This window comes from Actinomadura macrotermitis, assembly GCF_009604375.1.
Classification (GTDB): domain Bacteria; phylum Actinomycetota; class Actinomycetes; order Streptosporangiales; family Streptosporangiaceae; genus Spirillospora; species Spirillospora macrotermitis.
In genome coordinates, this window is record NZ_WEGH01000003.1 from 250,880 (window position 1) to 270,441 (window position 19,562).

19 protein-coding genes and 1 riboswitch are annotated in these 19,562 nt (G+C 74.5%); of the genes, 6 read left to right on the forward strand and 13 right to left on the reverse strand.

From position 1 onward, the window contains the following. Positions 1-40 precede the first annotated feature (40 nt). The 10 genes from cobA to ACRB68_RS22330 all read right to left on the reverse strand — a co-directional run bounded on the left by cobA (position 41) and on the right by ACRB68_RS22330 (position 11,508). Positions 41-1,279: a uroporphyrinogen-III C-methyltransferase gene (cobA, locus tag ACRB68_RS22285; protein ID WP_328594594.1), complete on the reverse strand. Its 1,239-nt coding sequence runs from the start codon at positions 1,277-1,279 to the stop codon at positions 41-43. Between the two features lie 154 nt (positions 1,280-1,433). Further along, on the reverse strand, positions 1,434-3,164 hold the full coding sequence (gene cobT, locus ACRB68_RS22290) for a nicotinate-nucleotide--dimethylbenzimidazole phosphoribosyltransferase (protein WP_407924301.1): 1,731 nt from the start codon (positions 3,162-3,164) through the stop codon (positions 1,434-1,436). Next, complete coding sequence (cobC, locus tag ACRB68_RS22295; RefSeq protein ID WP_153535592.1) at positions 3,148-4,167, reverse strand: Rv2231c family pyridoxal phosphate-dependent protein CobC; 1,020 nt, start codon at positions 4,165-4,167, stop codon at positions 3,148-3,150. The genes cobT and cobC overlap by 17 nt, the downstream gene beginning before the upstream one ends. Next, the gene (locus ACRB68_RS22300; protein ID WP_328594595.1) at positions 4,164-4,760 is read right to left on the reverse strand and encodes a precorrin-8X methylmutase; all 597 of its coding nucleotides are present in this window, start codon (positions 4,758-4,760) and stop codon (positions 4,164-4,166) included. Before ACRB68_RS22300 ends, cobC begins: the two co-directional genes overlap by 4 nt. An 82-nt stretch (positions 4,761-4,842) precedes the next feature. Beyond that, positions 4,843-5,313 (reverse strand): cobalamin biosynthesis protein, encoded by a 471-nt coding sequence (locus ACRB68_RS22305; RefSeq protein WP_153535596.1) that lies wholly within the window; start codon positions 5,311-5,313, stop codon positions 4,843-4,845. Then, a complete protein-coding gene (gene cbiE / locus ACRB68_RS22310; RefSeq protein ID WP_153535598.1) occupies positions 5,310-6,524 on the reverse strand; it encodes a precorrin-6y C5,15-methyltransferase (decarboxylating) subunit CbiE in 1,215 nt (404 codons plus the stop codon). Before cbiE ends, ACRB68_RS22305 begins: the two co-directional genes overlap by 4 nt. Before the next feature lie 4 nt (positions 6,525-6,528). Then, positions 6,529-7,605, reverse strand: coding sequence for a GNAT family N-acetyltransferase (locus tag ACRB68_RS22315; protein WP_153535600.1), 1,077 nt, complete (start codon positions 7,603-7,605; stop codon positions 6,529-6,531). After that, positions 7,602-8,921 carry a cobyrinate a,c-diamide synthase gene (locus ACRB68_RS22320; protein ID WP_153535602.1) on the reverse strand — a complete coding sequence of 440 codons (1,320 nt, stop codon included), beginning with the start codon at positions 8,919-8,921 and terminating at the stop codon, positions 7,602-7,604. Before ACRB68_RS22320 ends, ACRB68_RS22315 begins: the two co-directional genes overlap by 4 nt. Before the next feature lies 1 nt (position 8,922). Continuing rightward, positions 8,923-9,525: a cob(I)yrinic acid a,c-diamide adenosyltransferase gene (cobO, locus tag ACRB68_RS22325; RefSeq protein WP_153535604.1), complete on the reverse strand. Its 603-nt coding sequence runs from the start codon at positions 9,523-9,525 to the stop codon at positions 8,923-8,925. A gap of 15 nt (positions 9,526-9,540) precedes the next feature. Beyond that, on the reverse strand, positions 9,541-11,508 hold the full coding sequence (locus ACRB68_RS22330; RefSeq protein WP_153535606.1) for a putative cobaltochelatase: 1,968 nt from the start codon (positions 11,506-11,508) through the stop codon (positions 9,541-9,543). A gap of 76 nt (positions 11,509-11,584) precedes the next feature. Further along, positions 11,585-11,708: riboswitch (cobalamin riboswitch) on the reverse strand. Positions 11,709-11,797: 89 nt separating this feature from the next. Here ACRB68_RS22330 and ACRB68_RS22335 point away from each other — a divergent pair. Next, positions 11,798-12,424 (forward strand): TetR/AcrR family transcriptional regulator, encoded by a 627-nt coding sequence (locus tag ACRB68_RS22335; RefSeq protein WP_207709791.1) that lies wholly within the window; start codon positions 11,798-11,800, stop codon positions 12,422-12,424. Here the strand turns inward: ACRB68_RS22335 and ACRB68_RS22340 are convergent. Next, positions 12,421-12,996 (reverse strand): ATP-binding protein, encoded by a 576-nt coding sequence (locus tag ACRB68_RS22340; protein ID WP_328594596.1) that lies wholly within the window; start codon positions 12,994-12,996, stop codon positions 12,421-12,423. The two genes, ACRB68_RS22335 and ACRB68_RS22340, sit on opposite strands and share 4 nt — an antisense overlap. Positions 12,997-13,177: 181 nt before the next feature. Between ACRB68_RS22340 and ACRB68_RS22345 the strand changes: the two genes are divergently transcribed. The 4 genes from ACRB68_RS22345 (at position 13,178) to ACRB68_RS22360 (ending at position 17,269) form a co-directional block, all read left to right on the forward strand. After that, positions 13,178-14,020, forward strand: coding sequence for a helix-turn-helix domain-containing protein (locus ACRB68_RS22345; protein WP_153535608.1), 843 nt, complete (start codon positions 13,178-13,180; stop codon positions 14,018-14,020). Beyond that, entirely contained in the window at positions 14,017-14,217 is a 201-nt protein-coding gene (locus ACRB68_RS22350; protein WP_328594597.1) for a DUF397 domain-containing protein, read from the forward strand. The genes ACRB68_RS22345 and ACRB68_RS22350 overlap by 4 nt, the downstream gene beginning before the upstream one ends. Before the next feature lie 245 nt (positions 14,218-14,462). Then, positions 14,463-15,482: an LLM class F420-dependent oxidoreductase gene (locus tag ACRB68_RS22355; RefSeq protein ID WP_153535610.1), complete on the forward strand. Its 1,020-nt coding sequence runs from the start codon at positions 14,463-14,465 to the stop codon at positions 15,480-15,482. Positions 15,483-15,592: 110 nt separating this feature from the next. Then, a complete protein-coding gene (locus tag ACRB68_RS22360) occupies positions 15,593-17,269 on the forward strand; it encodes an acetolactate synthase large subunit (RefSeq protein WP_153535612.1) in 1,677 nt (558 codons plus the stop codon). Here the strand turns inward: ACRB68_RS22360 and ACRB68_RS22365 are convergent. Together ACRB68_RS22365 and ACRB68_RS22370 are read right to left on the reverse strand one after the other, a co-directional pair. Further along, entirely contained in the window at positions 17,253-18,224 is a 972-nt protein-coding gene (locus ACRB68_RS22365; protein WP_328594599.1) for an aldo/keto reductase, read from the reverse strand. The genes ACRB68_RS22360 and ACRB68_RS22365 overlap by 17 nt on opposite strands. Before the next feature lie 2 nt (positions 18,225-18,226). After that, positions 18,227-18,856 carry a TetR/AcrR family transcriptional regulator gene (locus tag ACRB68_RS22370; protein ID WP_153535614.1) on the reverse strand — a complete coding sequence of 210 codons (630 nt, stop codon included), beginning with the start codon at positions 18,854-18,856 and terminating at the stop codon, positions 18,227-18,229. Positions 18,857-18,948: 92 nt separating this feature from the next. Between ACRB68_RS22370 and ACRB68_RS22375 the strand changes: the two genes are divergently transcribed. Continuing rightward, complete coding sequence (locus ACRB68_RS22375) at positions 18,949-19,554, forward strand: NADPH-dependent FMN reductase (RefSeq protein ID WP_153535616.1); 606 nt, start codon at positions 18,949-18,951, stop codon at positions 19,552-19,554. Positions 19,555-19,562 lie beyond the last annotated feature (8 nt).

A 19,562-nucleotide genomic window follows, 5' to 3' on the forward strand; every position in this document is an offset into this window, starting at 1 on the left:
CCCGCCTCGTCGTGGACCGCGCTCTGTTCTGCCGGGGGTGTCACGGATCCCGTCCCAAGTCCGCTCGAAGAGTGTCGATCTCGCGCGCCACGGTGACCACGTCGCCCACGACCACGATCGCCGGGGGCCGCACCCCGGCGGCGGCCATCTCGTCCGCGACCGTGCCGAGCGTGGCGGTCAGGGTCCGCTGGCCCGGGAGGGTGCCGTCCTGGATCACCGCGACGGGGGTGTCCGCCGCCCGACCATAGCGCATGAGGGCGTCCGCGATGAGGGCCATCCGCTCCACCGACATGAGCAGCACGAGCGTGCCGTGGGAGGCGGCGAGGGCGGCCCAGTCGACGGTCGATTCGGGGTGGTCCGGCGCGACGTGCGCCGACACCACGTGGAACTCCTGGGACACCCCGCGATGGGTGACCGGGATGCCCGCCGCGGACGGCACCGCGACGGCGCTGGTGATGCCCGGGACGACGGTGACCGGGATGCCGTGCCGGGCGCAGTGCAGGGCCTCTTCGCCGCCGCGCCCGAACACGAACGGGTCGCCGCCCTTCAGCCGCACCACGAACTTGCCCTGGCTGGCGTGCTCGACCAGGTAGTCGTTGATGCGCTCCTGGGTGACGGTGCGCCCGTAGGGGATCTTGGCGGCGTCGATGACCTCGACGTCGGCGGCCAGCTCGTCCAGCAGCTCGCGCGGCGCGAGGCGGTCGGTGACGACCACGTCGGCCTGGGCGAGCAGCTGGCGGCCGCGCACGGTGATCAGGCCGGGGTCGCCGGGGCCGCCGCCGACCAGCGCGACGCCGACCGGCTTGCGGCGCGAGTGCCGCGATTCCAGGGTGGCGTCGCGCAGTCCTTCGACCACGGCGTCGCGGATGCCGGCGGCGCGGCGCGGGTCGCCGCCGGAGAGGACGCCGACGGTCGTCTCGCCGACCTGGCCGCTCGCCGGGGTCCAGCCCGGGGAGGCGTCGGCGTCGTCGGCGCGCACCGACCAGATCCGGGCCTCCTCGGCCTCGGCGACCACCGCGGCGTTGGTCTTGCCGTCGTCGGTGACGGCCTGGACGAGCCAGGCGCCCGCGCAGTCTCCGGGGGCGTAGGGGCGGCGGTGCCACTCCACGCGGCCGTCGGCGATCAGGTCTTCCAGCGAGGGCGTGACCTCGGGTGAGACCAGCACGACCTCGGCGCCGGCGGCCAGCAGGGCGGGCACGCGGCGCTGGGCGACCCGCCCTCCGCCGACGACGAGGACACGTCGCCCGCCGAGTCGCAGGCCAAGCAGGTACGGAGGCACTCGTTCGTTCTCTCGATCGGGTCTCTGGGGTCGTTCACGGACGCGGGTGACGGACGTGTGTCTTTGTGGACCAAAGGTACTCGGCCCGGCAAGCCCATGGAGAGGGTCCCCGCCCAGTCGATAGCCGACGGTGACCCTTCCCGTGACCAGGCCGTTATTCCCCGGGCCGTTTCCCGCTCACCCCGGCCGAGTCGAAGGTGGCGACCTCGTGCAGCACCCGGACCGCGCCCTGGACGAGCGGCAGCGCGAGCAGTGCGCCGGTCCCCTCGCCGAGGCGGAGCTCCAGGTCCACCAGAGGACGGAGGCCCAGGTGCGCGACTGTAGCGGAATGTCCGGGTTCGACCGACCGGTGGCCCGCCACGCAGGCGCCGAGGGCGTCCGGTGCGATCGCCCCGGCGACGAGCGCGGCGGCCCCGGCGATCACGCCGTCCAGCACGACGGGCACGCGCAGCGCGGCCGCGCCGAGGATGAATCCGGCGAGCGCCGCGTGCTCCAGGCCGCCGACGGCGGCGAGGACCTCCAGCGGGTCCGCGCCGTCGCGGGGCAGCCCGTGCCGGGCCAGCGCCGCCTTGATCACGTCGATCTTGCGGGCGTGGGTGGCGTCGTCGATGCCGGTGCCCCGGCCGGTGACCTGCTCGGGGGGCAGGCCGGTGAAGGCGGCGATCAGCGCGGCCGACGCGGTGGTGTTGGCGATGCCCATGTCGCCGGTGAGCAGGCAGCGCGCGCCCGCCGACACCAGGTCGCGGGCGATCTCGATGCCGGTCTCCACCGCCCGGCGGGCCTCATCGGGGGTCATCGCCGGGCCCTGCGTCATGTCGGCGGTGCCGCGGGCGATCTTGCGGGGCAGCAGGCCCGGCGCGGCGTCCAGTTCGGCGGCGACGCCGATGTCGACGACCGACACCTCGGCACCGACCTGGCGGGCGAAGGCGTTGACCACGGCGCCGCCGGCCAGGAAGTTGGCGACCATCTGGGCGGTCACCTCCTGCGGCCAGGGGGTGACGCCCTGGGCGTGCACGCCGTGGTCGGCGGCGAAGACCGCGACGGCGGCGGGCTCGGGCAGCGGCGGCGGGCACTGCCCGGCCAGCCCGGCCAGCCGCACCGACAGCTCCTCCAGGACGCCGAGGCTGCCGGGCGGCTTGGTGAGGCGGGCCTGGTGGTCGCGGGCGTCGCGCATGGCGGCCTCGTCCAGCGGGCCGATCGCGGCGACGGTCTCGTCGATCAGGTTCACGGTTTCCTCCCCGGGCAGGCCACGGTGGCCGTAGGTCTCGTTGTGCACCGCCCAGGCGAGGGGGCGGCGGCGGGCCCAGCCCGACAGGGCGAGCCGCGGCGCGGGCGGGAAGGCGTCCACGTGCCCCACGCACAGGTACGCCACGATCTCCAGGTGGGCGGGCAGGCCGAGCTCGGCGGCCAGCTCGCGCTCGTCGAAGAAGCTGACCCAGCCGACGCCGACGTCCTCGGCGCGGGCGGCCAGCCACAGGTTCTGCACGGCGCAGGCGACCGAGTAGGGCGCCATCTGCGGCTGGGTGGCGCGGCCGAGCGGGTTGCGGCCGCCGCGGGTGGGGTCGCAGGTGACGGCGATGTTGACCGGCGCCTCCCGGATCGCCTCGACCTTCATGCCGTCGAAGCGGGCGGCGCGGGCCGGGACGAGCGAGGCGGCGTAGGCGGCGCGCTGGCGTTCGGCCAGGTCGCGGACGCGGGCGCGGCGGGCCGGGTCGCGGATGACCAGGAAGTCCCAGGGCTGGGTGAGGCCGACCGACGGGGCCCGGTGCGCGGCCTGCAGGACGCGGGTGAGGACGGCGTCGTCGACCGGGTCGGGCCGGAACCCCTCGCGCATGTCCCGGCGCTCGGCGATCACCCGCTGCAGGACGTCAGATGCCGAGGTCACACAGCACCTCCAGCAGCTCGTCGTCGGCGGCGCGGTCGCGGACGGCGACGCGCAGCCAGTCGGGGCCGAGCCCGGGGAAGGTGTCGCCGCGCCGGACCGCGTAGCCGCGCTGGCGCAGCAGGGCGCGGATGCCGAGCGCGTCGGGCACCCGCAGGCAGAGGAACGACGCGCGCGCGCCGGGGACGACGTACAGGCCCCGGCCGGTCAGCTCGGCGGCGAACCGGTCGCGTTCGGCGCCCATCTCCACGGCCCAGGCGTCCGCCTCGGCGACGGCCTCGGGCGTGCTGCACGCCTCGATCGCCACGAGCGCGGGCGTGGACACCGCCCACAGCGGCTGCGCCTCGGCCAGCCGGGCGATCAGCGACGGGGCGGCCAGCACGTATCCGGCGCGCAGGCCCGCCAGGCCCCAGGTCTTGGTGAGGCTGCGCAGCACCACGACGCCCGGGGGCAGCCGCCCGGCGAGGCTCTCGGGTTCGCCGGGGACGCAGTCCATGAACGCCTCGTCGACCACGACGGTGCGGCCGGGGCGGGCGAGCGCGGTGATCGCGGCCGCCGGGTGCAGCACCGAGGTGGGGTTGGTCGGGTTGCCGATCATGACCAGGTCGGCGCTCGCGGGGACGGCGCCGGGGTCGAAGGTGAAGTCCTTGCCCAGCACGACCCGCTCGACCGGGTGCCCGGCGGCGCGCAGCGCGGCCTCGGGCTCGGTGAACTGCGGGTGCACCACGACGGCGCGCTGCGGCGCCAGCACCCGGGCGAGCAGCACGAACGCCTCGGCGGCGCCGGCGGTGAGCAGCACCTCGCCGGCGGCGCGGCCGTGCCGGCGGGCGACGGCCTGCCGGGCCGCGGTGGGGTCGGGGTAGGCGGCCAGGTCCGCGATCGAGGCGCGCAGCCGGTCGGCGAGCCAGGCCGGCGGGGTGCCGGTCCGCACGTTCACCGCGAAGTCGGCCATCCCGCCGCAGACCTCGGTGTCGCCGTGGTGGCGCAGGTCGGGTTCGCCGTTCATCGCGCCTCGCCCTCGTAGTACAGCAGCGCGTTCACGGCGGCGGCGGCGACGGCCGAGCCGCCCTTCTCGGAGTGGTTGCTGAGCTGCGGCAGGCCGCTCGCGCGCAGCGCCTCCTTGGCCTCGGCGGCGCCGACGAACCCGACCGGCAGCCCGATCACCAGCGCGGGCCGCACCTTGCGGGCGATGATCTCGAAGATGGCGCTCGGCGCGGACCCGACGACCCAGACCGCGCCGGGGCCGACCTCGGAGTACGACAGCCGGATCGCGGCGGCCTCGCGGGTGATGCCGGCCGCGCGGGCCATCCGGCCGGCGGCGGGGTCGCCGAGGTGGCAGAGGGCCTGGCGGGAGCTGATCCCGGCCACGACCATGCCCTCGTCGGCGATGATCGGCGCCCCGGCGCGCAGCGCGGCCAGGCCCTGCGCCAGATGCTCCTCGCGGGTCGCCAGGTCCACCGCGTACTCCAGGTCGGCACTCACGTGGATCACGCGCTCGGCGACCGCCCGCCAGAGCGGCGGCATCGGGGACAGGTCGACGCGCGAGCGCAGGATCTCGTAGGACCGGACCTCGATCGGGTGGGGCTGGCGGACCGTCACCGGGCCTCCTGGTGGGTCGGGGCGGCCGCGCGCCGCCGTCGGAAAGGGCAGACAAGGGTCGCACGGACCGGCCGGTGGGCGATCATCGGGCGGCGCCGGGGACCCGGACGGCGTGCGGCACCAGGCGCGCGACGGCGACGGTGACGCGGCCGGACTTGATCTTCGGCACGATCAGCTCGCCGCCGCGCCCGTACATCCGGGCGGCGTGCAGCGCGGACGCCTCGGCGACACTGGGCGTCCCGGCGTGCCCACGGACCAGCTCCGAGGGATTCGGGACGGCGACTCCAGCCAGTATTTCGGCCGGGTACGACACGACGGGCCAGCCGCGCTCGCGGGCCGCCGCCACGATGCCCGGTTCCCCGGCCTTGGCGGCCACGACGCGGACCGATCCGGGGTCGTGGCCGGCGAGCGCGGCGTCGATCAGCGCGCCCACCTCGGCCGCCGTGACGCCGCGCACCGCGCCCACGCCGACGACCAGCGCCGGCGGCCGGTGGACGGGCCGCCCGCCGGACCGGCCCTCCGCCTCATCGGCGTCCGGTGCGACGTCGGTCATCCGGGCAACCCCTTGATCGTTTCGATGCGGCGGGCGGGGGCGGCGGCCGGCCGGCCGGCGGGCGGCGCGCCCCTGTCGCCCCACACAACGAACATCGGTGTACCCATGTCCCCACTGATCAGCACAGAACGGGCGGTGAAGCCGGCGGTCTCCAGCGTGGCGGCGGCCTGGCCGGGCTCGTCCGCCACGGTGACGACGGCGCGCAGGGCGCGGGCGGCGCACGCCCGCAGGACCTGCGGCCCGCCGCCGCCGACGAAGACCGCGTCGGGGACGGGCAGGTGGTCGAGCACGTCCGGGGCGGTGCCGAGCGAGACCGCGACCTTCACGCCGTGCGCGCGGACGTTGGCGCGGATCGCCGTGCAGGCCGCCGCGTTCCGGTCGACGGCGACGGCCGCCGCCCCGAACCGGGCGCACTCGACCGCGACGGCGCCGTCGCCCGCACCGATGTCCCACACCAGGTCGCCGAGCCGGGGCCCGAGCCTGGCCAGCACGAACGCCCGCACCTCGGGCGGCACCGGGGACGGGCCGGGCGGCTCGAACGCCTCGTCGGGCAGCGCCCACCCGGCCGGCCCCGGCCGCGCCCCGGCGAGCCACGCCGGTTCCCCGACCGCCCGGCGCGGGTCGAGGACGAGCACCGCCTCGGGGTCGTTCCAGGGCCGTGTGGTGGCCTCGGCGGGGCGCACGTGCACGACGCGCTCGCGCGGGCCGCCGAGGTCCTCGCAGACCACGAACGTGCGCGGGGTCTGCGGGAACAGCTCGCGCGCCAGCTCGGCCGGGCCGGCTCCGGGTCCGGTGAGCACCGCCACCTTCGGATGCGCCCGGCACACGTTCGCCGCACGCCGCAGCGCGTCGGGCGCGGGGGCGGAGACCACCAGGGCGTCGTCCCAGGGGAGGCTCGCGCGGGCGAAGGCGCGGGCCACCGTGGAGACGGCGGGCAGGACCAGCGGGCGGTGGCCGCGGTCGCGCAGGGCCCGCACGACGCCGAAATACCCGGGGTCGCCCGCGGCCAGCACCACCACCTCTCCGTCGGCGGACGCGGCGTCGATCGCGTCCAGGGCCGTCAGGGGGTCGTCCACGATGAGGGTGCGGGCGGGGTCCGGCGATGCGGCGGCCAGGTCGCGGGGGCGGCCGACGACCAGCGCCGCGGCGGCGAGCCGGGCGGCGGCTTCGCCGGCGGGAGGGGCGCCGTCGTGGCCGATGACGGTGATCATGGCGTCACCCCGCGCGCGACATCCGGCCGAACATGCCGATCATCTTGCCGTCGGGTCCGTCCACCAGCACGACCTGGACGGCGACCGGGCCGTCCAGGACGCCCGCGACGCGGCGGCACAGCTCGCGGCCGCAGGTCCCGAGCAGCCCGGCCTCCTCCCACAGCCCGCGGGCGTTCTGGGAGGTGATCGCGGCGCTCAGCTCGGGCGTGCCGCCCATGTCGGCGGTGACCTCGCCGAGCACGCGGGCCGGGTCGGCCGGATCGGCCTGCTCGGCGAGCGCCGCCACGGGGGCCACGACGATGATCTGGGTGAGGCCGTGGGCGGCGGCGTCGGCGACGAGCGGCCGCATGTCGGCGGGCGCCTCGGCGAAGCACACCTCGGGCAGCTTGGGCAGCATCCGCCGGGCCGCCTCGGCGGCGTCCGCGTGCAGGACGAGGGTCGTCTCGCCCGCGGCGGCGATGGCCTTGTTGGTCGTCATGGGCGTCGAGCCTCCCGAAGCGGCGGGGGTGAGGCCGTCCGGCGCGCCGGGGACGTCCAGATCGGTGCGCAGGAGGCCGAAGACGTACTGGTCGTGGCTCACGCCGGCGATGCGCTCGGCGCCGCGCGCCCGGCCCTCCAGGTGGAAGCCGGCGCGTTCGGCGACGGCGATCGAGGCGGCGTTGGCGACGATCGCGCGCAGTTCCATCCGGTGCAGGCCGCAATCGCGCAGCGCCCACGCCGCCACGGTGCGCAAGGCCTCGGTGGCGTAGCCGCGGCCGCGGTACGCCGGGCGCAGGCCGTAGCCGACCTCGCAGGTGAGCTGGGCCCAGTCGATGCGGAACAGGCCGATCGTCCCGACGAGAGCGGCGCCGTCCAGGATGGCCAGGTGGATGCCGAGGCCGAGCTTGTGGACCTGGTTGACGCCCTGGCCGAGCCACCACGCGAGGTGCTCTGCGTTCAGGTCGGTGGGGAAATTGGGCGGCATCCAGTCTTCACCGGCCCGGACGACCTCGATGTAGGCGGCGGCGTCATCGAGGCCGAAGGGCCGCAGGACGACGCGGGGTCCCTGTAGGTAGACCGGGTCGGTGAAGGTGTCGTTCATCGGCACGCGTCCACGAGTCGTTGTGCCGCCCATGGTGTGGCGGCCCAGTGCAGGTGCAGGTACGAAGCCAGTGTGCTGCCCTGGACGAAGCCTTCGGGGCCGGTTTTCGTCCATTGCCATGCCGGAGTGCCGCCGTGCCCGGGGGAAGTCACGGTGCGGTGGAATTCGTGGCCGTGGACGCGTTCGCCCGCGCGCGCTAGGACGGAGTCCGAAACCGCCACGGCGGCCCGGTAGCCCAGGGTGAGGCGGGGGCTCATGGTGGCGGTCACGCCAGGTAGGACACCGCACATGGGCGCGCCGTCCAAGGACTCGGCCAGATACAGCAGTCCGGCGCATTCGGCGTAGACGGCTCCGGTGAAGGAGGCCAGTTCCTTGCGCAGCGGCTCGTTCGCCGACAGCTCGGACGCGTAGACCTCCGGGAAGCCGCCGCCGATGACGACACCGCGCGTCCCCTCGGGCAGCCGCTCGTCGCGCAGCGGGTCGAACCGGACGACCTCCGCCCCGGCGGCGGCGAGCAGCTCCTCGTTCTCGGCGTAGCCGAAGGTGAACGCCGGACCGCCCGCGACCGCGATCCGGGGCCCCGGCGCGCCCTCCAGCGGCGGCGACCAGGCGGGCGCCGACAGCGGCGGCGCGCTCCTGGCCAGCGCGTACAGCGCGTCCAGGTCGCAGGACGCCGCGACGAGCTCACCGAGCCGCGCGACCGTCGACACGGCCTCGGCGCGGCGTTCGGCGGCCGGGACCAGGCCGAGGTGCCGCGAGGGCTTGGCGACGTCGTCGTGGCGGCGCAGCGCGCCGAGCACGGGCAGCCCGAGCTCGGCGATCGCGTCGCGGCAGAGCCGCTCGTGCCCGTCGGAGCCGAGCCGGTTAAGGATCACCCCGGCCAGGTTCACCTCGCCGAACGTGCGGAACCCGTGCACGAGCGCGGCCACCGACCGGCCGGACGCGGCCGAGGCGTCCACGACCAGCACCACGGGCGCGTCCAGCAGCCGGGAGATGTGCGCGGTGGAGGCGAAGTCGCCGTTGGCGGCGCCGTCGTACAGGCCCATGACGCCCTCGACGACCGCCAGGTCGGCGCCGGCCGCCCCGTGCCGCAGCAGCGGCACGATCAGGTCCTCCGCGGTCAGCCACGGGTCCAGGTTGCGGCCGGGCCGCCCGGTCGCCAGGGCGTGGTAGCCCGGGTCGATGTAGTCGGGCCCCACCTTGTGCGGCGAGACGGCCAGGCCGCGCGCCGCGAACGCGGCCATCAGCCCGGTGGCCACGGTGGTCTTGCCGCTGCCCGAGGCGGGCGCGGCGACGACCAGGCGGGGGACGCTCATGTCACCACTCGATGCCCTTCTGGCCCTTCTGCCCCTGGTCCATGGGGTGCTTGACCTTGCCCATCTCGGTGACCAGGTCGGCGAACTCCAGCAGCCGCGGGTCGGCGTCGCGGCCGGTGATGACCACGTGCTGGTTGCCGGGCCGGTCGCGCAGCGCCGCGACGACGTCCTCGACGTCGACCCAGCCCCACTTCATCGGGTAGGTGAACTCGTCCAGCACGTACAGACGGTACTTCTCGGCGGCCAGGTCGCGCTTGATCTGCTCCCAGCCCTCGCGCGCGTCGGCGGCGTGGTCCTCCTCGGAGCCGGGCCGCTGGATCCACGACCAGCCCTCGCCCATCTTGTGCCAGTCGACGGTGCCGCCCTCGGCGCTGTCGCCGAGGACGCGCAGCGCGGTCTCCTCGCCGATGCGCCACTTGGCGGACTTGACGAACTGGAACACCCCGATCGGCCAGCCCTGGTTCCAGGAGCGCAGCGCCAGACCGAACGCGGCGGTCGACTTCCCCTTGCCCGGGCCCGTGTGCACGATGACCAGCGGCCGGTTGCGGCGCGCGCGCGTGGTGAGCCCGTCGTCGGGGACGTACTCCGGCTTTCCCTGCGGCATGTCAGCTCTTCTCGCTCAAGCGGCTTTTCTGGAATCACGGACGACACCGGCGAGCGAGGCCGCACCGAGTTCGTCCAGCCGGACGACCTCGGCGTCCAGCAGCCCCCCGAGGGCGGCGGCGAGACCGAGGCGCACCGGCCCGGACTCGCAGTCCACGACGACCGTCGCGACGCCCGCCAGCAGCCCGGCGGCGGCGGACGGGTCGGGCCCGTGGGTGGCGCGGCCGTCGGTCACCAGCACCAGCAGGGGCCGGCGGGACGGATCGCGCAGCCGCTCAACCCGCAGCACCTCGGCGGCCCGCACCAGCCCGGCCGACAGCGGTGTGCGGCCGCCGGTCGGCAGCCGCTCCAGCCGCCGCGCCCCGGCCTCCACCGACGACGTCGGCGGCAGCGCCAGCTCGGCGTCGCGGCCCCGGAAGGTGATCAGGCCGACCTTGTCGCGGCGCTGGTAGGCGTCGGTGAGCAGGCTGAGCACCGCGCCCTTGACCGCGCGCATCCGCTGCCGGGCGGCCATCGAGCCGCTGGCGTCCACGACGAACAGCACGAGATTGCCTTCGCGGCCGTCGCGGACGGTCTCGCGCAGGTCCGCGGAGGTGACGAGCAGGCCCGGCCCGCTGCGCCCGCGCGCGCGCTGGTGCGGAGCGGCGGCACGCAGGGTGGCGCTCAGGTGGACACCCCGCGCCCCCGGCCGGGCGCCCGAAACGCGCCCGTGCGGGCTGCGCGCCTTGGAACGGCGGCCCGGCGCGCCCGTTCCCAGGCCGGGCACGGTGAACAGGCGCGGCTTGTAGGCGGCATCGGCCGGGGCCGGTTCGCTGTCCTGACCGGGTTTCTGCGCCGGGCCGTTCTGCTCGGGCGACGAGGACGGCGGCGGCGGGCTGGACGACTCAGGTGGCGTTCCGCCACTGCCGCCGTCGTCGTCGGGCGGCCCGGGGTCGTCATCGGGAGAAGGCCCGTTGTCAGGGGAACTGTGCTCGTCCAGGATCTCGTCGAGCTTCTCCTGGTCCAGGCCCGGCGCGTCGAACGGGTCGCGGCGGCGGCGGTGCGGCAGCGCCAGCCGCGCGGCGGTGCGCACGTCGTCCTCGTTGACCGCGTCGCGGCCGTGCCAGGCCGCCAGCGCGATCGCGGCGCGCGCGGTGACCAGGTCGGCGCGCAGCCCGTCCACCTCGAACGCCGCGCAGACCGCGGTGATCTGCCGCAGCGCCGCGTCGGTCAGCTCGACCCGCGGCAGCCGCTCCTGCGCGGCGGCGATGCGCGCCGCCAGCTCGGCCTCGGCGTCCGCCCAGGCGGGCGCGAACGCCGCCGGGTCCTCCTCGAAGCGCAGCCGGCGGCGGACGACCTCGGCCCGCTCGGCCGGGTCGCGGGTCGCGGCGACCTCCACCGTCAGCCCGAACCGGTCGAGCAGCTGCGGCCGCAGCTCCCCCTCCTCGGGGTTCATCGTGCCGACCAGCAGGAACCGCGCGGCGTGCCGCACCGAGACGCCCTCGCGCTCGACATGGGACTCGCCCATCGCGGCGGCGTCCAGCAGCAGGTCCACCAGGTGGTCGTGCAGCAGGTTGACCTCGTCGACGTACAGCACGCCCCGGTGCGCGGCGGCGAGCAGGCCCGGCTCGAACGCCTTCACGCCCTCGGTGAGCGCCCGCTCGATGTCCAGTGAGCCGGTGAGGCGGTCCTCGGACGCGCCGACCGGCAGCTCCACCAGCCGCGCGGGCCGCTCGACGGCCGGGACGCCGTCATGGGGGCCGTCCGGGCAGCCCGGGTCGGGCGCGGCCGGATCGCAGGAGAAGCGGCAGCCGGTCACCACCCGCGCGGGCGGCAGCAACGCGGCCAGCGCCCGCACGATGGTGGACTTGGCGGTGCCCTTCTCCCCCCGCACCAGCACCCCGCCGACACCGGGCGACACCGCGTTGACCAGCAGCGCGAGCTTCAGGTCGTCCATTCCGACGACGGCGGAAAAGGGGTAGCGCGCAGTACCGGCGCGGCTCATCGGCCCATCTGAGAGGGCATGCCTCAACGTCCTTCCCTCGGGTGTCCTCGCCCGTGGCGGTGCGGTCCGACGGCCGGAGTCTCCTGGCTCCCGGATCACCGCTCCCCCTCGGCCTTCCGGCTGTGCGCCGTGGCCGTGTGCGAGGGAGAGCTCCCCTGGTCACAGTTGCGGGACAGCCCCGGAATTCCACCGGGTTCCTCCGCGTCCGTCGCTGCACAGGATGGCATACCGCCTGGACGCGCCCAAGTCGCGCACCGGCCGCGACCCGCCGGGCGCATAGGCTGGCGGGGTGCCCGACCCCGCCTCCGCAGCCGCGCCGCCCGGCCGCCGCCGGCTGGCGCCCGACCAGCGGCGCGCGCAGATCCTGCAGGTGGCGCGCCGGGCGTTCAGCGAGCTGCCCTACGCCGAGGTCTCCACGACCGCGATCGCCGAGCGGGCCGGCGTCCGCCGCGGGCTGATCCACTACTACTTCGGGACCAAGCGGGAGCTGTTCCTGGAGGTGGTGCGCGACCTCACCGCCGCGATCGCGGTGCAGGCGCCCGCGCCCGACGAGCGGCTGCCGCTGGAGCGCACCGTCGAGCTGTGCGTGGACCTGTACCTGGACGCGGCCGAGGCCAACGCCACCACCTGGTTCGCGGCGGTGGACGCCGAGGGGTTCGGGCAGGACCCCGAGCTGCTGCGCATCGTCAACCGGATGCGCGACGACACCGTCGAGCACCTGCTGGCGATGCTGCGCGTCCCCGAGCCGACCGACGTGCTGCGCGCGGTGCTGCGCGCCTACTCGGGGTTCGCCGAGGCCGCGTCCCGCCAGTGGCTGCAGGAGGGCGTGCTGGACCGGGCGCAGACGCACACGCTGCTCGCGCGCTCGCTGCTGGCGCTCGTCACCGACATCGCGCCCGCCCTCCAGAACCGCTAGGCGCTCTGCCCGGCGGCGGGTTCGAAGGAGACCGGCGGCGACGCCGGGATCGTGAACCAGACCGCTTTGCCGGGGATGGGGACGCCGATGCGCGAGACCGTCCGCGTCGTGCCCCAGCGGCCCTCCGACAGCTCGCCGACGATGCTGAGCCCGCGCCCGCAGTCGCCGGAGGTCCAGGAGTAGCCCGGCAGGCGTGCGCCCGCGTCCCCGTCGAAGACCGCGCACCGCAGCTCGCCCGATTCGCCGGTGTAGAGCCACAGCTCGTGCGGGCCGTAGTCGGCGGCGTGCTGGTAGGCGTTGGTGGCCAGCTCGCTGACCATCAGCCGGGCGTCGGCGACGACGTCGCGCGGCACGCCGAGCGCGGTCAGCGCCTCGGCCAGCACCGCGCGGGCGTGCCGGGCGCAGCCGGGGCCGCCCGGCAGCGCCCACGCGCGGCCCGGGGGGTCGTCGCCGGACGGGGGGTGCGCCTCGGCGCCGGCCGGGCCGGGCCCGGCCTTCAGCCGGTCGCGCGCGGCCCGCCGCGCGGGCAGTGAGGCCTCGGGCTCGTCAGTGGTCTGGGGCGAGATTTTCACGGGTTCCTCCCACGGTCACATCCAGTGTCGATTCTCCGCCTGATCGTCACTGTCCGTTCCCGTATCGTTACGCATCAGCGTCCCCTGAGAATCTCAGTCCCGCAAGCGCCTCGGCGAGATTGTTCTACCGGCTTCGCCATTCCCCGGGCGCGCGCCGGTGACAGTGGGGAGACTCGCGTCCATGACCTACCGGCCCACCGTCCGCGGCCGCCGGCTGGCACGGGAACTGCGCAGGCTCCGCGAGGAGCAGGGGCTCACCCTGCAGGAGGTCGCCGACCGGCTCGACTGGTCGCGCGCCACCGTCTCCCGCCTGGAGACCGGGCAGACCCGTCCCAAACCGGACGACACCGCCGACCTGCTCGACCTGTACGGCGTGCCCAGCCCCGACCGGGACGCCCTGCTCAACCTCGCCCAGGAGGCGGGCAAACGCGGCTGGTGGACGGCCTACGCCGACGTCTTCGCCGGCAGCTACGCCGCCCTGGAGGACGGGGCCGCCCACATCCGCACCTGGGACCCCCAGCTCGTGCACGGCCTGCTGCAGACCGAGCGGTACGCGCGCGCCGTCATCACCGCGGGCCGGCTGCTGCCCGACCGCGAGCGGGTGGAGCGGCGCATCGCCGCCCGCAAGATCCGCCAGCTGGTGCTGACCCGGCCGGACCCGCCGAAGTTCCACATGATCTTCGACGAGGGGCTGCTGCACCGGCCCATCGGCGGCGCCGAGGTGATGGGCGAGCAGCTGGAGTTCCTCGCCGGGGCCGCGGCGCGGCCGAACATCACCATCCAGGTGCTGCCGTACGCGGCCTGCGAGCACGCCGGTCTGGACGGACGTTTCACGATATTTTCGTATCCGGACCAGGCGGACCCCGATATCGCCTACGTAGAGGGCACCATGGGCGACGTTTATCTGGAGAGCACCGAGGCAATCACCAAGCACAGGGACCGCTTCGAGCTGATCGTCGAGGCGGCCCTGTCCCCTGAGGAATCCGCGCACCTCATCGCCAAGGCAGCAAGGAGCAGCCTGTGACCGATCTCCAGCGCGAACTCACCGGAGCCACCTGGCGCACGTCCTCCCACAGCGGGAGCGGCGACCAGTGCGTGCAGGTGGCGTCCCTGTCCAGCGACAGGCACGCCGTGCGCGACTCCAAGGACCCGCTCGGCCCGTCCTTCGTCCTGTCCACGGCGGGCTGGCGCCGTCTGCTGGAGTCCGCCCGGGAGTCCTGAGCGGCACCCGGCCGCACGACCGCGCGGGCCGCGGCCCGCGCTGACTAGAACAAGTTCTCATTAATGTTCGGCACGGCCGCGCCCGTGCACCAGCGGATCCAGGTGGGGGACGCCGAGGCGCCCCCCACCTGGGCCGATAGCAAAACAAGGCGGCGCTCGCCCCGGTCCGGCCGGGTGCGAGGCCCTGGCCATGCTTGTGGAACACGGTCTAGTATCGCCCTGCGTCGAGGAGCGGAGGGTGACACATGGGCACCGGGCTGAAGCTGGGCATCAACGTCGGCTACTGGGGCGGCGGCCCGGAGGACCACACCGAGACGGTGCTCGCCGCCGAGCGGCTCGGCTACGACTCGGTGTTCACCGCCGAGGCCTACGGGTCGGACTGCTTCACCCCGCTCACCTGGTACGCGGCCCGCACGTCGCGGATCAAGCTGGGCACCTCGGTGGCGCAGCTGTCGGCCCGGCCCCCGGTGACGACCGCGATGCACGCCCTCACCCTGGACGCGCTGTCGGGCGGCCGGGTGATCCTCGGCGTCGGCGCGTCCGGCCCGCAGGTGGTGGAGGGCTGGTACGGGCAGCCGTTCCCCAAGCCGCTCGCCCGCACCCGCGAGTACCTGGACATCATGCGGCAGGTGTGGCGCCGCGAGGCGCCGGTGACCAGCGCCGGGCCGCACTACCCGCTGCCCTACCCCGGCGGCGCGGGGCTCGGCAAGCCGCTGAAGTCGATCGTGCACCCGGTGCGGCCGCGGATCCCGGTCTACCTGGGCGCGGAGGGGCCGAAGAACATCGCGCTGGCGGCCGAGATCGCCCAGGGGTGGCTGCCGCTGTTCGTGGACCCGGCGCAGATCGAGACGCTGTTCGGCGAGTCGCTGGCCGGGCGGCCGGACGACTTCGAGATCGCCGCCACCGTCACCACGATCATCACCCCCGACGTGGCGGCCGCGCTGGAGATCGCCAAGGCCCCCCTCGCCTTCTACATCGGCGGGATGGGCGCCAAGGACCGCAACTTCCACCTCGACCTGATCGGCCGGCTCGGCTACGCCGAGGAGGCCGCGCGGGTGCAGGAGCTGTTCCTGGACGGCCGCCGGGCCGAGGCGATCAAGGCGGTGCCCGACGAGCTGGCCGACTCCATCTCGCTGCTCGGCCCGATCGAGCGGATCCGCGAGCGGCTGCCGCTCTGGCGCGACAGCCCCGTCACCACGCTGCTGATCGCGGGCGTGCGGGACGAGCCGAACCTGCGCGCCCTGGCGGAGCTGGTGCACGGGTAGGGCGTGGCCCGCGCCACACGATGCGATGGAATGAGGCGCATGGTCCGGATGCTGCACGGGTTGTCCGGACCTCGCGCCCACACCATCGCTATCGGAAGTAGGGACACACGATGTCTCGCCGCACGACCGGCTCCGCCCACCAGGCCAATGCCGCCCAGCTGCTCGTCCGCACCCTGGAGGCCGAAGGCGTCGAGTACGTCTTCGGGATCCCGGGCGAGGAGAACATCCACTTCGTCAACGCGCTGAACGATTCCAGCATCCGCTACGTCCTGGTCCGGCACGAGCAGGGCGCGGCGTTCATGGCCGAGATCTACGGCCGGCTCACCGGGAAGGCGGGGGTGGCCTCGGCGACGCTCGGCCCCGGCGCGATCAACCTGCAGCTCGGGGTGGCCGACGCCACCACCAACTCCACCCCGGTCGTGGCGATCTCCGCGCAGGTCGGGCTGGACCGCATCTACAAGGAGTCGCACCAGATCGTGGACCTGGTGTCGCTGTTCCGGCCGATCACCAAGTGGGCCGAGCTGGCGCCGACCGCCGAGGCGCTGCCGGAGATGGTGCGCAAGGCGTTCAAGACGGCGCAGACCGAGCGGCCCGGCGCGGTGTACCTGGCGATCCCCGAGGACGTGGAGGAGGCGCCGGTCGACGCCGCCCTGGCCCCGTTGAAGATCAACGTGGTCCGGCCGCAGGAGCCCTCCCCCGCGCAGATCGCGCGCGCCGCCGACGTGATCGCGATGGCGCGGCAGCCGATCGTGCTGGCCGGGCACGGCGCGACCCGGGCGGGCGCGGGTCAGGCGCTCGTCTGGTTCGCCGAGAAGCTCGGGCTGCCGGTCGCCACGACCTTCAACGGCAAGGGCGTGTTCCCCGACGACCACCGCAACGCGCTCGGCCCGGTCGGGTTCATGCGGCATGACTACGTCAACTTCGGCTTCGACGAGGCGGACGTGCTGATCGCGGTCGGCTACGAGCTGCAGGAGTTCGACCCCGTCAAGATCAACCCGCACGCGGACAAGAAGATCATCCACATTCACGGCTTCCCGGCCGAGGTGGACGACCACTACCCGGTCGAGGTGGGCATCCAGGGCGACATCTCCCGCTCGCTGCGCCAGCTCGGCGAGGCGGTGCACCGCCGGTTCGACGTGACCGGCACCGGCGAGAAGATCCGCCGGCTCATCCGCGAGGAGCTGGAGCAGGGCCGCCACGAGGACGGGTTCCCACTGTCGCCGCGCCGGGTCGTCGCCGACATCCGGGAGGCGATGGGCCGCGAGGACATCGTCCTCGCCGACACGGGCGCGGTGAAGATGTGGATGGCCCGGATGTACCCGACCTACGAGCCGAACACGCTGCTGGTGTCCAACGGCCTGTCCTCGATGGGCTTCGCGGTGCCGGGCGCGATCGCCGCCAAGCTCGCCCGCCCGGACCGCAAGGTGCTCGCCGCGACCGGCGACGGGGCGTTCCTGATGAACTCCCAGGAGCTGGAGACCGCCGTCCGCGAGAACGTCCCGATCACCGTGCTGATCTGGGAGGACAACGCCTACGGGCTGATCGGGTGGAAGATGGAGCTGGAGCTCGGCACCAGCTCCCACGTCGGCTTCGGCAACCCCGACTTCGTGAAGTACGCCGAGAGCTTCGGCGCGCACGGCCACCGCGTCGCCTCCGCGGACGAGTTCCTGCCGACGCTGCGCAAGGCCCTCGCCGAGGACGGCGTCTCGGTGGTGACGGTCCCGGTCGACTACTCGCACAACCTGCAGCTCACCGACAAGCTCGGGGAGCTCACCGGGCCGTTCTGAACGGTGTGGGGCGGCCGCTGACGCGTCCTTCGGCGGCCGCCTCGCCGAACACCCGCGCCGCCCCCGCGATGAAGTCGCCGGGGAAGCCGAGGGTGAAGCCGGTGGCGTCCTCCAGCCGCGCCACCGCCTCGGGGGGCAGAGCGAGGTCCAGGGCGACCAGGTTGGCGTCGAGCTGTTCGACGCTGCTCGCGCCCGCGAGGGGGTGGACGGCGCGCGAACGGGCCATCGTCCAGGCGAGGGCCACTTGTGCCGGGGTCGCGTTCAGTTCTTTTGCGACCTCGCCCACTACGCGGGCGACGGCAAGCGCGCGCGGGTCGTCGGTCGGTTTGCCCGCCAGGACGCCATGGGCCAGCGGACCCCAGGCCGCGACCGTCATGCCGAACGCCTCCGCCATGGGCAGCAGCTCGCGTTCGACGTCGCGTTCCAGCAGGCTGTAGGGGACCTGGAGGCCCGCGAAGGGCGTCCAGCCGCGCCAGGCGGCCAGGGTGTTGGCGTGCGCGACGACCCAGGCGGGCGCGTCCGAGATGCCGACGTACAGGACCTTCCCGGCACGGACGACGTCGTCGAGGGCGCGCATCGTCTCCTCGACCGGCGTGTGATGGTCCCAGACGTGCACCCAGAGCAGGTCGACGTAGTCGGTGCGCAGTTTGCGCAGGCTCTCCTCCAGCGACAGCACCAGGTTCTTGCGGTGGTTGCCGCCCGCGTTCGGGTCGCGGGCGTCGCGGGTGCCGGTGTACTTCGTGGCGAGGACGAAGCGGTCGCGGCGGCCCTCCAGGAGGCGCCCGACGACGTTCTCGCTCTCGCCGTACATGCTCGCGGTGTCGACGACGTTGCCGCCCGCGTCGTCGTAGCGGTCGAGGACGCGGCGGGCCGCGCCGTCCTCGTGGAAGCGCATCGCGCCGAGGAACAACTCGGCGACGCGCAGGCCGGTGTTGCCCAGCAGCCGGTAGCGCACGGCTAGCCCCCGTATCCGTAGAGGAAGGCGCGGACGCCCGCGGTGACCATCTCCTCGGCCTCGGCCTCGGACAGGCGGGCGCCCCGGTAGGAGGGGTTGGACGTGGCGGTCAGGATCATCAGGTGCAGCGCGGCCCGCCTGGGATCGCCGGCCTTCAGCAGTCCCTGCCGCGCCAGTTCCTCCAGCCGGGCGGCGAGCGCCCCGCGCACCCGCAGCGGCCCGGCCTCCTGCCAGGCCTCGATCGCGGCCTGCGGGACGTGCCCGCTCTCGGCGTTGACCTGCCGGACGAGGGCGCTGTGCGCGGCGTGCTCGGTCTGCCCGGCGGTCACCCAGTCGCGGCCGAACGCGACCAGGTCGGCCTCCAGGTCGGTGACCTTGCGCAGGTGCCGGTCGACGATCGCGATCTGCGCGTCGGCCACCCGGGTCGCGCTGTCCTGGATGACGGCCTGGAAGAGGCCGGCCTTGTCCTGGAAGTGGTTGTAGATCGTGCGGGTGGACACGCCCGCCTCGGCCGCGATGGCGTCGATGCCCGCGCGGGTGTAGCCGTCGCGGGCGAAGATCGTCAGCGCGCCCGCCAGGATCGCGCACCGCTTCTCCGAGCGCCCGCGCCGTTCGCCGTCGTCCCTGGTCATCCGCCCTCTTCCCACGTTTCTACAACGCACGTTTTACTTGTTACAACGTTCGTTGTACTTTAGCGCACGTCGGTCACTATGAAGGAGAACCCATGACCCGCATCGGGATCATCATCGGCAGCACCCGTCCCGGCCGCCGCGGCGCCGCCGTGGCGGACTGGGTCGCCGCGGCCGCCGCCCGCCACCCGGCCGCCGCCGCCGGCGAGGCGGAGTTCGCGCTGGTCGACCTCGCCGACCACGACCTGCCGCTGCTGGACGAGGCCGCCCCCGCCGCCTTCGGTTCCTACGCCAACCCGCATACCCTGCGCTGGGCCGAGACGATCGGCTCGTTCGACGGCTTCGTCTTCGTGACGCCCGAGTACAACCACTCCCTGCCCGCCGCCCTGAAGAACGCGATCGACTACCTCGACGCCGAATGGGCGAACAAGGCGGCCGGGTTCGTCGGTTATGGCACGGCGGGCGGGGCGCGCGCCGTCGAGCACCTGCGGCAGATCGTCGGCGAGATGCGCATCGCCGACGTCCGCACCCAGGTCCAGCTGTCGGTCTACACCGATTTCGAGATCACCGACCCGCTGGAGACCGGCCGCTTCGCCCCGGGTGAGCACCAGGAGCCGCTCCTGCACGCGATGCTCACCGAGGTGATCGCCTGGTCCGCCGCGCTCGCCCCGCTGCGCACCCCGCAGCCGACGGCCGCCTGACCGCTCCC